The following is a 15,481-nucleotide window of genomic DNA, read 5'->3' on the forward strand; positions in this document are numbered from 1 at the left end:
CTACTAACCTATTGTAAAAAAATAGTATTTAAAAGTCACAAAAACATTTTGAAAACAAGGTATCCACAACTTGCAAATTTGAGGATGGTTTAAACATGGATTAGATTACTTGGCACTTCAAACTTTGCAGTTTCTCCTGGGGAATAAACAGCCCTGTCTTCCGTATCACTAAGAATGATTGAACCTGCACCAATAATGTTTTCTTTGCCGATATTGATGTAATTTCGGATAGTAGCATTCAAACCAATAAAAGTGTATTCTCCTATAGATGCTCCACCACCAAGCACGACATCAGCACTCAGAAAACAGTGATCGTTAATAACAGAATGGTGTCCAATTTGGTTTCCATTGGCAATGATACAGTTGTTACCAATGACTGTAAAAGGTTGAATTACGTTATTTTCCAGAATTAGGCAATTTTCACCTACTGGTGTGCCGTAATAGATTGTCCGAGAACTAATGTAGGAAATAAAGCTATACCCCCGCTGTTTGGCGTTGTGGTATTTTTCCGTACGCAATCTGTTGACCTTCTTGTAACTAATGGGAATTAACAGCTTGTATTCCTGAGGTGAATAATATTTTTCAAGTGTTTGATAGGGGACAACTGGTAAATTACAAAAACTTTCTGCATTGATGTGGTCTTCATCAACAGTAAACCCAACTATCTCATGTTCAGAATCATGTTGCAGATAAAAATTAACAGCTTCTGCCCAACCAGTATTTCCGAAAATCACAACCTTAGCCATAAGTTATTCTACTACTTGATTAATTTGGTAAAGTTTCATCTTGCATTATCTAATTTTCTTTCACTTGACCTTTGAATTCTGCCGATGATGTATAACCTTCTTGGTTAATTCCTTCTTGTTTCCATACTTTAAAAACTGTGAGGAAAATAATTTTCAAGTCCAGCCATAAACTCCAATTATCAATATAGAAGACATCTAGATGAAATTTTTCCTCCCAATTAATAGCATTGCGACCGCAAACTTGAGCTAAACCTGTAATCCCTGGTTTTACTTGATGACGACGTGCTTGTTCTGGGGTATAACGGTCAAGATACCTAACTAATAATGGACGTGGACCGATAAAACTCATATCTCCTTTAAGAATATTCCAAAGTTGGGGAAGTTCGTCAAGACTGGTTTTACGCAAAAATTCACCTAAAGCTGTGAGCCGTTTTTCATCGCTGAGGAGATTACCTTTTTCATCGCGCTCATTGGTCATGGTACGGAATTTGTAGAAGTTGAAAATATCAGCATCTCTACCAGGACGGGGTTGGGTAAATAAAACTGGACTACCCATATTTATGTAAATGGCGATCGCTACTATAATCAATAGAGGAGAAAGAAGAATTAAGGTGATCGCTGCGATGATTCTATCTAATATTGATTTAATAAATCTGTGATACTTGTTCATTAATTTACCTTTATTTCAAAATAAAAAAAGCCAGAAATACGAAATATTAAGCACAGGGATATATTTAGTTTTTATTATGTATACCTACTGATTTTGACGGTGGCTAAATTCATGAAAATCTTTTTTTGATAGCCATGCCGTGAATAATTTACAGAATAAACTCAATTTATAAGAATCAATCGCCAGCATGGCACTACTTTTATTAATATTTGATTAACCATAAAAAAAATATTACCCCATTATTTTTATTGAATGAGGTAATAATATTAATGATGAAAATATCAAAAAATAGCTGTAAATTTTTGATGAAGAACAAGGATGTTTTTTATCTTTGTGTTAGAGGATGTTTGAAAAGTTTTTAATGTATAAATAAACCCCTCTCCAAACCTCTCCCCGATGCGGGGAGAGGCTTTGAAACCCCCATTCCCAGCCTTCGGCACGCTGCGCTAACGTAGGGAAGGGGGGAAGGGGGGTTAGGTTTCTGGAGATTATCGGTTTCATCTAATACTTTTCAAACACCCTCTTAGTTATGTTGATGACTTTTTGCTATGGTCATGAAAATCAGTTTAAAACTAGATTTTTTGTAGATATAACACCGGCATATAAAGCTTCATGTCGCTTAATAATATGGCGGAGGTCATAATCTACTATCCGGTTACGCCCTTGCTGAACCATGATGCGAGCTTCTTGAGGATGATCCAATATCCGTGCCATTGCCTTTGTTAGTTCTTCTATATCACCCACTTGAACAAGAAGACCACAACCGTCCGCTAGTAAATCTCTAGTTCCCCTAATTGCTGTACTAATCACAGGAGTCTCTATTGACAACGACTCCATTACACATCGGGGTAGTCCTTCCTGTTCGGAAGCCAATATAGTAGCTACCGATATAGACATTAAAGTTGTAATATCCTGGCGCACACCCAAAAAATTAACTTGATGTTGTACCCCCAATTGCATAGCTAACTGTTGCATTTGCTGCATTAGTGGACCATCTCCAGCAAAAGCTAGGCGGGTATTAGGTCGAGCTAGATCAGCAAATGCCTTTAAAACATCTTGAGGACGTTTGCGAGGAATAAACTCAGCCACTGACAAAAATAGTGGAGTCTCTGCACTTAGTTCCAACTCTTGACGAACCCGTTCAAGTTCAGAGATAGGAGTCGCATCAGAACTGTAGTAGTTGATATCTACACCAATTCCTGGCATATAATAAATTTTATCTGGAGGATTAATTTGATATCGCTTTGCTGCTTGCTCATCATCACGATTAATCACAACTAAATAATCATGCCAATGCCCTGCCAATTTCTCTAATCCTAAGAATACAGCATTCTTTAATGGTTTACCACCAGGATGGAAGTGAAAGCCGTGGGCGGTGTATATGACCTTTGTATGGAGTTGCTTTTTTAAGTCCTTCAGAGCATATCTGGTCACGAAACCAGCCACTGGCGTATGAACATGAACTATATCATATTTCTCTTGCCGCACTATCTCTTGGATAATTTGCGGTGTACCCAGAAAATTGCGTGGGTCTAGGGGGTTGCGTGACCATTGTATATCCCAAACATGATCAAATGTCTGCACGCAATCTGCACAAGCTGAAATTCCACAAGCCATACCATCTACACACCAACCTTGATCACGGAAGTGGCGGGCAAAAGGCAGGATAAACCCGCGTAGAGTAGCAGGGATTGTCGCTACCATTAAAATCTTTTTCATTCTATTTTTCAAAGAGTTAGTTGATCTTTACTAATAGACATCTCCAGAAAAGAATGTAGAGCCGAGAATCCCTACTCAGGTCACGTCTCTACGAGGGTTCTAGGAAATGCACATTTAATTTTTACCAGATGTCTAATGTTTCTGAGTCAAGAGCCATGCTTCTGTCTGCCCCCGCACATAACGGTAGAACGCAATTCTTTGATCACGCAGCATTTCATCTTTGTACTCTTTAGCTTTCTCTAGATTACGGGCTGACATTTGAGCCATGCGTTCTGGATTAGTCACAACCTCCCGAATTTTTGCTGCTAGAGCTGCTACATCACCAGGTGGCACCATATCCTCCGGTGGTATTAATTCTGGGATACCACCTACCGTAGAACCAATACAGGGTAATGCTCGTGCCATTGCTTCTACCATTGCTCTAGGTAGACCTTCTTGATAAGAAGGTAAAATAAATAAATCCGCTTGATCTAACTCAGTGATTACAGCTTTTCCTGCCCCCAACTGACCACGGAAACAGACTCGCTCTTTTAAACCCAAGACTGCTGCTTGTGTCTCCAGTTCAGTTCTGTGTTTACCATCGCCAATTATGGTCAATTTCAGGTTTATTCCTTCTTGTACACAGATAGCCATAGCACTGAGCAGTATGTTAGGAGCTTTATAGAGTTGAGCTAAAGTACCCACAAAGATCAGATTTAATGGACTCATCTTGTGAAATTGACGGGGAGTTAAGACCAAAAACTTTTCTGAAATGTCTACGTCTGATATTCCTACTGAATAGTTGGGACAAGGGTATCTAGTTTGTAACGCCTGTTTGGTGACATAAGCTGCTGCACAAGCTCTAGCACATTGTCGCCGCAATGTCTGAGGATACCACCACCGGAAAAACGGGCGCAAAGGATGTCGAATAGAACCTGGAGCAAAGACATCATAAGGATCAGCAACCACTTCTACAGCATAGGGATGATGGGCGGCACGTAGTTTTGGTTCGATACACGAGGCAATTGTCGAACTTACTCTTAAAATCACAGCATCTTCTGTCCTTACAGCCTGTTGAGCAGCACGTTTCACCTGGAGTGATTGCTGCAAATACTGCACTGGTCCAATGTAGTAAGGAATGGCAGCAAAGGAAACATGATCGCCATTAGCCTCTTTCCAATCAGACGGTACTGTTGGTAAATCCCGAACACGGGCAACTACCTGCACATGATCAAAAACCTCCAGATATCGCTGCCAAAATGAATATGGGAACTGTGTTTGTGTCCATACTATTCCATCCGGTGTGCGATCAAAACGGTATTCAAGTGCAACGACAATGTTCATAAGATTTTATAAAATGAGGAATTTTTTCCGTACTTGCATTAGAGGATCTTGATATTTAGTCCGGTAGAATCATATTTTTTTACTTTGCATAAATTCCCTACAAAATATGATCAGCTAAAATAATTGATTTATTTATCAATTTCTTTTGAGAACTGAACCAAACAACTAAAACAGGCAAGCCACTATTTTTGATTAAGAAAAATATGTCATTATCAAGGTCACTTGTAAGGATCACAAAACAAAAATTGACAAGCATAGGTAATAAAATCAAGCGACTATCTGAAAATTTCCAGTTAAGAAGGCAACGATGAACCCAGCCAACCAAAATCCCTAGTGGGATAAATGCCAGGGGGACAACAAAAAAACCAAAGTTGAGCATTGCTTCACCTGTAATTCCGTAGACTTTGGAAGTCTCCCATACACCCAATTTGTAAGATCCTTTACCAAATAATAGTTCTGTTCCTTGTATAACCTTATGTTTGAAAGGCTTATGAGGCATGATGAATTTAGGTATTAAAATAGTTGCTGCTGCTAGATAGGTTTCTCCCCAAACATATTCATAATCACTATTAGGAAGCATCAATCTGTAGAGCATATAAGCTTGAATATCACTGCGTCCGATATCTCCCAGAAGCAAGCCTTGTAAGGTTCGCCCCGATTTCTCTTCCAATTCGGTAGCATCCTCACGACTTTTTAGTGCCGTATTGATTCCATCCACACCTCCTGCTTTGAAAAAACCATACAAGTACATAAAAAAGATCAGAAAAACTAGTCCTATAGCTACTTCTTTTTTAGTAATTCGGCGGATCATGAAATGAATCATCCCTGCTGCCCAGAATAAAGCCCAGATTGTATTAGAACGACTACCTCGAAGACCACCAAAAAACATTTGCAATACTAGAAATAGCAGCAATACTAAAATTAATACTGGCCAAGATTGTAGGCGTTTATTTTTTTGGGCATAAACGCTAAATGCCATCATTGCTAGGATAGGGAAGCTTTCTGAAAATAAGAACACAATCCCCATCCCTTCTAAATTTGAACCACCCTCTTGACTTGCAGAAGCAATATAGCCCATGAGTCCACCAAACTGCTGATAGACTCCAATTTGAAGTACCGCAGAAAAGATCATGGTAAAGGTGACAAGATAATAAAAACGCTGGAGATTGATTTGCCAATAGGTGTAAGTTGATGGATTTTTTGGTTTTTTGGTAATTAGGTTTCTGGAAAAGCGATATACTACAAGACCTAATAAGTTGAGGATTGCCATGCCACCTAGCCAAGGTCTCCAGTCTGGTGGGTAGTCAAACCAAGGTTCTAACCAACTGTCCCAGCTAACATGAAGTATGGGGGCTAAAAAAAAGAAGTGGAAACCTAATACACCGATAATCCCAACTGGGTCAAAAATATTTAGGCGATTGCGAAACCAGTTAACAGTATCAATACCAATCAAAATTCCACTTAATGTGACAGGTATTAAAAACCAATGCTCGAACTGTTTTGAGGTGTTAAGACACCACAACAGTATTATGCAGCAAATAAAAACAGAAATAAAGATACTGTCTACATAAGTCTTGGGGAAAACTGTTTTGTGATTCATTATGGAATCGCTTTGGTAAACTGGGTTTGATAAATCTTTTCCAACTGTTGTACTGAAGTTTCAATGTTGAAAGGACTAGTTTTTACAAGTTCCAGAGCGTCTGGTTGAATATGATCAGAGAGTTTAGATCGCTGAGACAGGATCTCCTGACCCCACTCGGAAACAGGCTGCTGGAGAGATAGTCGCTTGACTAAGTGCTTTACTACGTCTGCTGCTTCTGGAATCACATCCGATAAAATACAGGGTAATCCTGCTGCTTGGGCTTCAATTAAAACTAAGCCTAATCCTTCACCGAGGGAGGGAAATAAAAATACATCCATAGCACCGCGCATAAGTCTGGCGACATCAGGACGGCTACCTGCCAAGATGACCCGATCCGCAATACCAATATCCCTAGCTTGCTGGGTGATTTCGGATCTTAAACTACCTTCACCAACCAGTAAAAGGTATGCTTGCGGTACTTTGCTGGTAACACTAGCGAAAATTTTCAGAAGAAATTGATGATTTTTTTCTTTTTCCAAGCGACCAACATGACCAATAACAAAAGCATCTGGTGGAATATTCAATTCATTGCGAATCTCAAAACTATCTATAGGTTGTTGAAAAGAAGTCAAATTTATACCGGAGTAAAGTATTCGCCACTGAGGATAATTTTTCCAATTTTGACCAAATAAATCTGCATTAGCAACTTCGCTGCATCCTAGACCAATAGTAGAATGACGCTTAATCAAATATTTCGTCAACCCTAGATACAATTGGCGATATATTCCTTGGTGAGTTTCTAGTGCCGAGCTACAATGGCTATGGATAATACGGGTGGGTACTCCAGCTTGTTGGGCTAAATGCAAGACATAACCACTGAAGTAATGAACGTGACTATGGACGATATCATAAATTCCATGTTTGTCTAGGATCTGCCGGAAGTTGGCAGCATATAGCCAAGGTTTTGAGGGATTTAAGCAAGGAATAATCTTGCTACCAAGGGCGCGAATTTCATCATCGTAAGCACAAGGTTTATCGGTATGAACCAAAAAATCCATTTGAAAGTGATCGCGGTCAATATAACGGAGAATATTCATCAGCCAGGTTTCGATGCCGCCCCGATTCATCCCGCCGACAACATGAAGGATACGCTTTTTCATGATTTGTATTTACTCTTTTAATCATTGATAACGCAATATACAGCGGTTCTTGATTGAATGAGGTACATGAACCCCACCCCCAACCCCCTCCCCGCTTTTCGAGAGGGGGCTATGATGTACCTCATCACAGCAGGAAGTGCTGTAATTAAAATTAATTGGCAAAAATATTCACCATTGCTAGGAAGTTTGACCCAATCAGGTAATCATTTTTATTAGGCATATTTTTTAAACTTAACATCACGGTTGAAATTCCTTTCTCTTTAGTTATTTTTACAGGTTTAATGTAAATGGACACCTCTTTTTTTCCAGATGGAATCGTCACCGCATCAGAAATATATTGATAATCAACTCCATTTTTAGCTGTGCCTCTGATTGTGTATTTAACCTGTAAGTTCTGACTGATATCACCTGTACGATTGATACGGAAATGCCCTAAAGGTTCAGATTTAGAGGTATAGGAATTGGCTGCTATTATTTCCACAATTGTAGGATTACTATGGGTAAATCGTAAATCAACATATTTGTTTTTGATCTCAAAGTTTGCATCTGTGGGATTAGTAATCAGTTTTTCATTAACATACATATTATCAAAGTTGACATTGCTAATATTTATTTCTCGATTATGTCCTTGAAAACTTGAAGGTTCGCTGCCAAGATCAGCAACTTTTAAATTATAAAAATAAATATTTTTAATATACCCTAAAGTATTTAGAGTGGATGTAGGCTCCCAATTAGCTTTGATGATATGCCACTGAAATAGGGAAGATGAAGCGTCTCCTTTTTTTTTGTTAACTATTTCTTCTACTCTAATATTCTTAAAATAAATATTTTCAAAGTTTGCGCCTGTAACTGGCCAGAAGCCTGATAATTCACTTGTAAAAACTACATCTATATTTTCATAGGTAATATTGCGAATAAAATCTTGTTGTACTGTCGTGCCGATTTTAAATATCCCACCAGAATAGTAATTGTAAAAAACTGAATTTTTGACGTTAATATTCTCGTTATTCTTGATGCTTTTCAACTTGTCACCACCATGGGAAGTAGCATCATCCGTGCCTCTATAGAATACGTTATCAATGGTGATATTTCTTGATGACCAAAAATCAAAGCCATCTGTGTTTGCAAAATTAGAGTCCGGCGCAGCTAAGACTTTAACATTGTAGAATGTAGAGGTATCTGTGTAACCAATCCAAATATTCGCTACAGCCGGATCTATGACTAGAATATCCTCAACACGAATATTCTTAGTATTAATCAACTTAATTAAACTGTACCATCCTCCTCTTGGTCGCCAATAAGATCCATTACCATAAAGTACGCCACGGCCCATAATTTTAACGTTGCTGACATTCTCTAACTGCAAGACTCCCTGACCATAGGAGGGGTTAATCTCTTGCGTTGCCAATAAAACTGAGCCACCCGCTAAGTACATAGTCATGTTGCTTTTGAGATTAAGTTGCTTAGTTTTATAAACTCCTGGAGGAATATAAAGCACTCCTTTGCGAACAGAAACCTCGTTAATTGCTTGTTGAATTTTATCAGTGACATCATTTATACCTGTGTTATCTACGCCATATTTCATGAGGTTAATGACGTGAGGATTACTCTGGTCAGGTTTCTGGTCTTCTAATGGGTCTGCGAAAATATACAATTCCTCACTCACTCCATTTACTTTATGAAGAATAAGCTTTCTCGGAGTTTTCACAGAGAAAGAAATTGTATTGCTGTTATGACGTGATGGAATATTGGCACTTTTAGGGCTAAGGGTATAGCTTTTGATTGGCTCTTTATAGCTGATATCAATTTCTGCTGTGCCAGCAAAGGCAAAGTGAACATAACTAATAGAGTTGTATTTATTCACGAATATGGGCTGACCGTTGACTGTAACTTTATAGGTGCTGCTTTTTTTAGCAATGTTAGGTGTAGAGTACGGTTGCAGAACACTCCTTTGACTAATCGCAGGAGTTGTATTACCTGCTACGAATGTTAATGTCACACCTAAAAAGGTTAACAAGCAAATAATGTGCTGAGGTTTAGCTAAACTATGCTGCTGATTTGGAATTTTCATATTTTTGGAGTTTATAAAGAATGTAAATGATTACTCCCACACTAATAATGAGTTGGGTAATAGACCCCAACAAAAGGGCTACTGCTCCTCCTAATAAGCCCAACTTTGGCAATAACCAGAAACAAGCTATTCCAGAGATACTTGCCACAGTCATAAACAAAGGTATTTGCATCCGAAAATATCGCGCTGCGGTCATTGCATAGCCCAGAAATGATGACATATAGTTAATTCCCGCAACAACCATCAAACAAATAAATAAGGTTGTTTGTTCTCCATATTCAGGGCGATATAACAGCGTCAAAATTGGCCGTCCACCTATAACAGCTACTAAGACACCTATTCCCCCTAAAACAGTCGCAATTCCTAGCAGCTTCAATAACAGGTTACGGAAAGCCTTGTGATTGCCTTCTGCATAATATTTGGCGAGTCGAGGAATGGCTGACTCCCCCAGGGCGTTGATTACCATACCACCTGCCACCATTAAGTAAGCTAAAGCGGCAAAGATACCCAACTCCCGCACACCTAAATATCGTTCAATAAAATAACGGGGAATATTGGCATTAAATGAAATTAGCATCATTACAAATCCCAAAGGTAAAGAAAGCCATGTTAGCTTGATGAGACTTTTCTTATGCCAACGAGGTTGTAATTTTGATCTCTGTTTTATAATTAATAACCCACTACGAATGTCATAACTAAATAACACTACAACCCAGGTAAAAATCAACCCTAATACACCCCAAGAAACCCTTCCAGATAGATATACTCCGATGCCTAGCAGCAGTAATGATAGTGGTCCTTTAATCATCAATGAGATCGCAATTCTATCCATCCGTTCATGCTGCTGAATTAACCCACAAAATATATCACTAATTGCCTCAAATGTCTTGGCTACTCCTATTAAGAAAATAACTAAAGATATTTCTCCTCCATATCCACTAAAAAAGCTAATGATTGTAATAGTTAAAAGGGCTAAACCTGTTGATATTAGCCTTAGTGCTAAATAATCACTAAACAAAAACTGTTGTTTAACATCTGTTGCTTGGACGATTCGTAATTGGAGATTTGTAAACATCATTATGGGTGCTGTCACCGCTAGACCCAAGGTAAATTGTCCTACCATTTCTGGACTACCAAGTTTGGCTAAAACTACTAACATTCCCCACTGGCAACCTGAATAAATCACATTACCAATGAATGTCCAAGAGAAGTTACGACGGAGGGTGATGGGCTTATTTTGTTGCATCTGCTTTAGCCATTACCCTAGTTTGTTTTTGGTGTCCTTTGCCAAACACAAAAATTATTTGATACCCATCTACACAGGCTATCCATTTACCATCATCAAGTTGATGAGGATCGATAGTGTGCATTCCGATTTTATTCCACCCATAACCACTGGCTTTAATAATGGGATTGTTGAGAATTGCTTTTTCTTCATAATTAGTAGTTGTTAAATTGATAATTTCATAAGCACGAACTTGATTGCCATAAAAACCCTCAACATCTTGGGTATATCGGAATATCTTGCCATCGCAGATTGTGACTCGACCTCCTGATCTAGATATATGTAAATTTCCTTCTATGAGAGGACTTTGAGGATGCTGAATCCAATCTCCCATTAATTCATCAGCATAGTAAAGATGCAGAGTATTCCCTTGAAATGATGTCGTAAATATCCACCATTTATCATCGAAATTGAAAATGGAAGAATCCACATAATCACTGCCATCTAATAAGGTTTTAACTAATGTCCATTGAGTTGGAAAATCAACAGCTTTATATAACCGTATCGAATCCGCTTCATAACTTTCTGGAATCATATAGTATTCATTTTCAAATTTGAATACATAAGGATAAGATAAGTGAAAATTCTCACTCATCACTATTTGTTGATAACTCCACTTAAATCCATCATTACTAGTTGCCAGTCCTATTTCTCCTCGATTATTTAAACTATTCAGAACCTCAAAAAACATATACCAAGTCCCATTTTCATAAACCATAAATGGATCAGCTACAAACTTGGCTGGGACATCTGTAACATCTTTAGCGGTCAAAATTGGATTTTTGATATTTTCTGGAGAACTTAGCTGAAAAGGTGATTCACCTGTATAAATTCCGATAGACCAATCACACTTCCTGCTCACAAAAGTTCTTGCTATTTCTTTGAGAGAAGATAAATAGTTAGATTTGGGAAAATCTTCTGTCTGATCTCTACTGTTTAATTTCATATTTTTTACTTAGAATCATCATAAACGCCGAGAATTTTAATTGATAAGTTTAAAGCATTGCATATTAAAATCACCCTATTCAATGATCAACTATCTAGTAATTGGCAATAATAAATCTTCACCAATTAAATGGGAATGCTATTGATATTTATCAACCAAACATAAACATTAATCTATGGGTTATTGTTTTTTATCTTGAACTTATAGAGTTTTTATCAAATTTCTACTGCTTAAGTCATGCCAGTTTGACAGAAATTTCCTATTTTTTAATTTTGAATTCCGTCTTGTATTACTAGACTTTTGTTTGTAATGTCTTCAGTAATTCAGTATTTACCTCCAATTCACAAGTAAGAGAAATCTTACCTGTACGAGCGGTTTCTCTAAGTTCAAATTTTTGTAGCACTTTAAAAATCGCTACACGATCACCCAAAACTTCTAAGAGTGTGTTTGATAGCTTGCGTGGCGTAGCCATAAAGTTATGATTGATGTATCAAATATCTTTTACCCCACCCTAACCCTCTGACAAGTGTAGGTTTTTTACATTGTCTTGAGGACAAGACAAGGCAGACAAGGTGACAAGGTGACAAGGGAGGAAAACCGGACAAATGAATGGATGATTAGTAACAAAACAACCCATGAATTGAGTATTTTGTGGATAAAATCCTCCTTGTCTACTATCCTTCCTTGTCTTCCCGGTCTGGCCTTTACAGAGAATATTAAAAACCTACACCTGTCAGGGGATTAAGGGGGGTAAAAATCACAACGTATTACTTTAGATTTTTAAACTTGGTAATATGACCGATACCATTTAACGAATCTCTCAATACCCACCTCAATTGAAGTATTCGGTTTAAAACCAACATCTGCTACTAAAGCATCAATATCGGCATAAGTTGCAGTTACATCACCGGCTTGCATTGGGAGCAAATTTTTCTCTGCTTTTATCCCCAAGTAATTTTCCAGAATTTCGATAAATTGCATTAATTCAACAGGTCGATTATTACCTATATTGTAATTTTTGTATGGTGCATAACTTGTAGCAGGATCAGGTATATTTCCTGACCAGTTAGGGTTAGCTTGGGCAACTTGATCAACAACGCGAATTACACCTTCAATAATGTCATCAATATAAGTAAAATCACGCCTCATTTTACCGTAATTGAAAACATCAATGGGTTGTCCTGCCAAAATTGCTTTGGTAAACAGAAATAAGGCCATATCTGGACGACCCCAAGGACCGTACACAGTAAAGAAGCGCAATCCTGAAGTTGGCAAGCCGTACAAACTACTGTAGGTATGTGCCATTAATTCGTTGGCTTTTTTGGTGGCAGCATACAAACTAATGGGATGATCAACATTATCGTGAACGGAGAAGGGAATTTTTGTATTTGCACCATAAACTGAACTCGAAGAAGCAAATACTAAATGTTGTACGTTTGTATAACGACAACCTTCTAAAATATTGACAAATCCCACTAAATTACTATCTACATAAGCATGAGGATTTTTTAACGAGTAGCGAACTCCTGCTTGTGCAGCTAAATTGACGACTTTATCAAAATTAGATTGAGCGAATAATTTGGAGATATCTTCTCGGTCCGCTAAATCCAATAAATGGAAGTTAAAACCTGGTTTTCTTAAAAGTTGCTCTAGTCTGTCCTTTTTTAAGGTAACATCGTAGTAATCGTTGAGGTTGTCTAAACCAATAACTTCATCACCCCTTTCTAGTAAGCGTTGACTGAGGTGAAAACCAATAAAACCAGCCGCACCAGTAACTAAAATTTTCGCCATATTTTCACCTCTTACTAACTCCAATAATTCATCCGAATTTCAACCATTCTTAATAACTTGACTCTGAATTTATCATCCTTATTTGATTATTATTCATGATAAGCTAATATTCCTGTAATCATACTCCTTGAGGCTTGAATTTTATTAAGGATTTATCTATTAAATCATCCGTGATATAATCGGTGATTAAATCCTCTTTTCTCAAGTTATCTTCTAAATACTTAGGTTTGTAACCTGCTACCATTTGTGCCAGCAATAACATAATAGAATCAACATCATTTTTGCTTGCCGCTCCTAATAAAGTTTCTACAGCAATATCCAAATAACTAGGGATAATCTGACTGGCATTTTTCACAACTAACAGTTTTTCATGCTCCGTCTTTTCATATTCTTCTCCTTCAATAAACAACTCCTCAAATAACTTTTCTCCCGGTCTTAATCCAGTAAATACTATGTCCATATCTTTGTTAAATTCATATCCTGAAAGATGAATTAGTTCTTTTGCTAAATCCACAATTTTCACAGGTTCACCCATATTTAGCATTAAGACTTCACCACTACGACCCAAAACAGATGCTTGTAAAACTAATTGAACTGCTTCCGGTATAGTCATGAAATAACGGCAAATATCGGGATGAGTTACTGTAATTGGTCCACCTGCTAGGATTTGTTTTTGGAAAGTAGGAACTACGCTACCTCGACTCCCTAAAACATTACCAAAACGTACAGCTACATAGGATTTACCGCTTTGTCTTGCAGCTTGTAAAACTAGCATTTCCGCTACTCTCTTACTAGCACCCATCACATTAGTAGGATTCACCGCTTTATCTGTAGAAATCATCACAAAATGTTCAACATTATATTGCAGTGCTACTTGTAACAAATTTCTCGTTCCCATGACATTATTCGTAATTGCTTCTGCGGGATTTAATTCCATCAGAGGAACGTGTTTATGAGCAGCAGCATGAAAAATTACATCTGGTTTAAATCTCTCAAAAGCGTGTTCCAATCTCGACCGCATCCGAATATCAGCAATGAATGTATAAATCTGCGGGATATTGATGGCTGATTTACCATTATCTTTCATGAATTGGATAAGTTGTTCTAATTCTTGTTGGATATTAAAAACAGAATTTTCTCCATGGCCAATCAGAATTATTTTAGCTGGATGACAACGGAAAATTTGCCGACATAGTTCACTACCAATTGATCCACCTGAACCTGTAATTAAGACAGTTTTATTTTTAATAAATCTAGATACTCTGGCAATGTCTATATGAATGGGTTCACGTCTGAGTAGGTCTTCGATTTTGATATCTCTAACACTATTTACCCGAACACGACCATTGATAATTTCAGATATTCCCGGTAAGGTGGTCGGTTGTATTCCATTTGCTTGACAAATATCTACAATTTCCCGAATGATTTTTCCAGCAACTGTAGGCATAGCAATGATAACTTTCTGGATTTCTAGTGTATTAATCACCTCAGCTATTTTATAGCGATCGCCTAATATAGGAATCCCCCTTAAATGTATGTGCTGTTTTTTGATATCGTCATCAATAAATCCTACAGGATAAACCCCAAATTGTGGATTTCTTTGCATATCCTCCACAAGAGAAACTCCCGCATTACCCGCACCAATAATCAGCACTCTTTCCCTATTTTTAGATATTTTCTGTCTATGATTTACCCTTTCTACAACCCGCACACTAAACCGGAGGACAATCACAAAAATACAAGACAGTAACCCCTCTAAAATTGGTAGTAATCGAGGAAGATTATCTAATGGCAAATGAAATATTCTATCCAATATATTAAATAGCGTTGTTTGGATGACTACCACACCCATCATTAACGTAACTATATAGATTACTTCCTCAATGCTTGCATATCTCCAATAGCGGCCATAAAAACCAAACCCCCAAAAGACAATTTGTTTGACTACTAAAAACAAACCTGTCGCCATTCCTAATTGTAAAATATATTCTTGCAAATTGAGATTACCATCTAAACGCAAGAACAATGCTAACAATGGCGTAATTGCAAAAATAGCGATATCAAAAATAAACCAATGTCTATTTCTGATTGTGTTTAATTGATTTGATAACTTTTTAAGTATTTTCTGAATAGTGAAATGAGAAACGAGAAATAGGATATTCACATCAATATCTCCAGAGAAGTATAT

11 protein-coding genes and 1 pseudogene are annotated in these 15,481 nt (G+C 37.5%); all 12 read right to left on the reverse strand.

What is annotated here, in order from left to right; translation table 11 throughout:
• Positions 1 to 89: 89 nt before the first annotated feature.
• Positions 90 to 746 (reverse strand): acetyltransferase, encoded by a 657-nt coding sequence (locus EZY12_07980; protein QSX69534.1) that lies wholly within the window; start codon positions 744 to 746, stop codon positions 90 to 92.
• Between the two features lie 49 nt (positions 747 to 795).
• Positions 796 to 1,416, reverse strand: coding sequence for a sugar transferase (locus EZY12_07985; GenBank protein ID QSX69535.1), 621 nt, complete (start codon positions 1,414 to 1,416; stop codon positions 796 to 798).
• A 561-nt stretch (positions 1,417 to 1,977) separates the two neighbouring features.
• The gene (locus EZY12_07990) at positions 1,978 to 3,135 is read right to left on the reverse strand and encodes a glycosyltransferase (GenBank protein QSX69536.1); all 1,158 of its coding nucleotides are present in this window, start codon (positions 3,133 to 3,135) and stop codon (positions 1,978 to 1,980) included.
• A 132-nt stretch (positions 3,136 to 3,267) separates the two neighbouring features.
• Positions 3,268 to 4,458, reverse strand: coding sequence for a glycosyltransferase family 4 protein (locus tag EZY12_07995; GenBank protein ID QSX69537.1), 1,191 nt, complete (start codon positions 4,456 to 4,458; stop codon positions 3,268 to 3,270).
• A gap of 97 nt (positions 4,459 to 4,555) precedes the next feature.
• Positions 4,556 to 6,058, reverse strand: a complete 1,503-nt coding sequence (locus EZY12_08000) for a hypothetical protein (GenBank protein ID QSX69538.1) — start codon at positions 6,056 to 6,058, stop codon at positions 4,556 to 4,558.
• A complete protein-coding gene (locus EZY12_08005) occupies positions 6,058 to 7,200 on the reverse strand; it encodes a glycosyltransferase family 1 protein (GenBank protein ID QSX69539.1) in 1,143 nt (380 codons plus the stop codon). The genes EZY12_08000 and EZY12_08005 overlap by 1 nt, the downstream gene beginning before the upstream one ends.
• 151 nt (positions 7,201 to 7,351) lie before the next feature.
• A complete protein-coding gene (locus EZY12_08010) occupies positions 7,352 to 9,271 on the reverse strand; it encodes a hypothetical protein (GenBank protein QSX69540.1) in 1,920 nt (639 codons plus the stop codon).
• On the reverse strand, positions 9,246 to 10,517 hold the full coding sequence (locus EZY12_08015) for an oligosaccharide flippase family protein (protein ID QSX69541.1): 1,272 nt from the start codon (positions 10,515 to 10,517) through the stop codon (positions 9,246 to 9,248). The genes EZY12_08010 and EZY12_08015 overlap by 26 nt, the downstream gene beginning before the upstream one ends.
• Positions 10,504 to 11,502 carry a hypothetical protein gene (locus EZY12_08020; GenBank protein QSX69542.1) on the reverse strand — a complete coding sequence of 333 codons (999 nt, stop codon included), beginning with the start codon at positions 11,500 to 11,502 and terminating at the stop codon, positions 10,504 to 10,506. The genes EZY12_08015 and EZY12_08020 overlap by 14 nt, the downstream gene beginning before the upstream one ends.
• Positions 11,503 to 11,794: 292 nt before the next feature.
• A pseudogene (locus EZY12_08025) lies at positions 11,795 to 11,941 on the reverse strand (acetolactate synthase small subunit).
• 341 nt (positions 11,942 to 12,282) lie between these two features.
• A complete protein-coding gene (locus EZY12_08030; protein ID QSX69543.1) occupies positions 12,283 to 13,293 on the reverse strand; it encodes an NAD-dependent epimerase in 1,011 nt (336 codons plus the stop codon).
• Positions 13,294 to 13,411: 118 nt separating this feature from the next.
• Positions 13,412 to 15,457, reverse strand: coding sequence for a polysaccharide biosynthesis protein (locus tag EZY12_08035; GenBank protein QSX69544.1), 2,046 nt, complete (start codon positions 15,455 to 15,457; stop codon positions 13,412 to 13,414).
• Positions 15,458 to 15,481 lie beyond the last annotated feature (24 nt).

This window comes from Dolichospermum sp. DET69 (assembly GCA_017355425.1).
In the GTDB taxonomy this organism is placed as follows: domain Bacteria; phylum Cyanobacteriota; class Cyanobacteriia; order Cyanobacteriales; family Nostocaceae; genus Dolichospermum.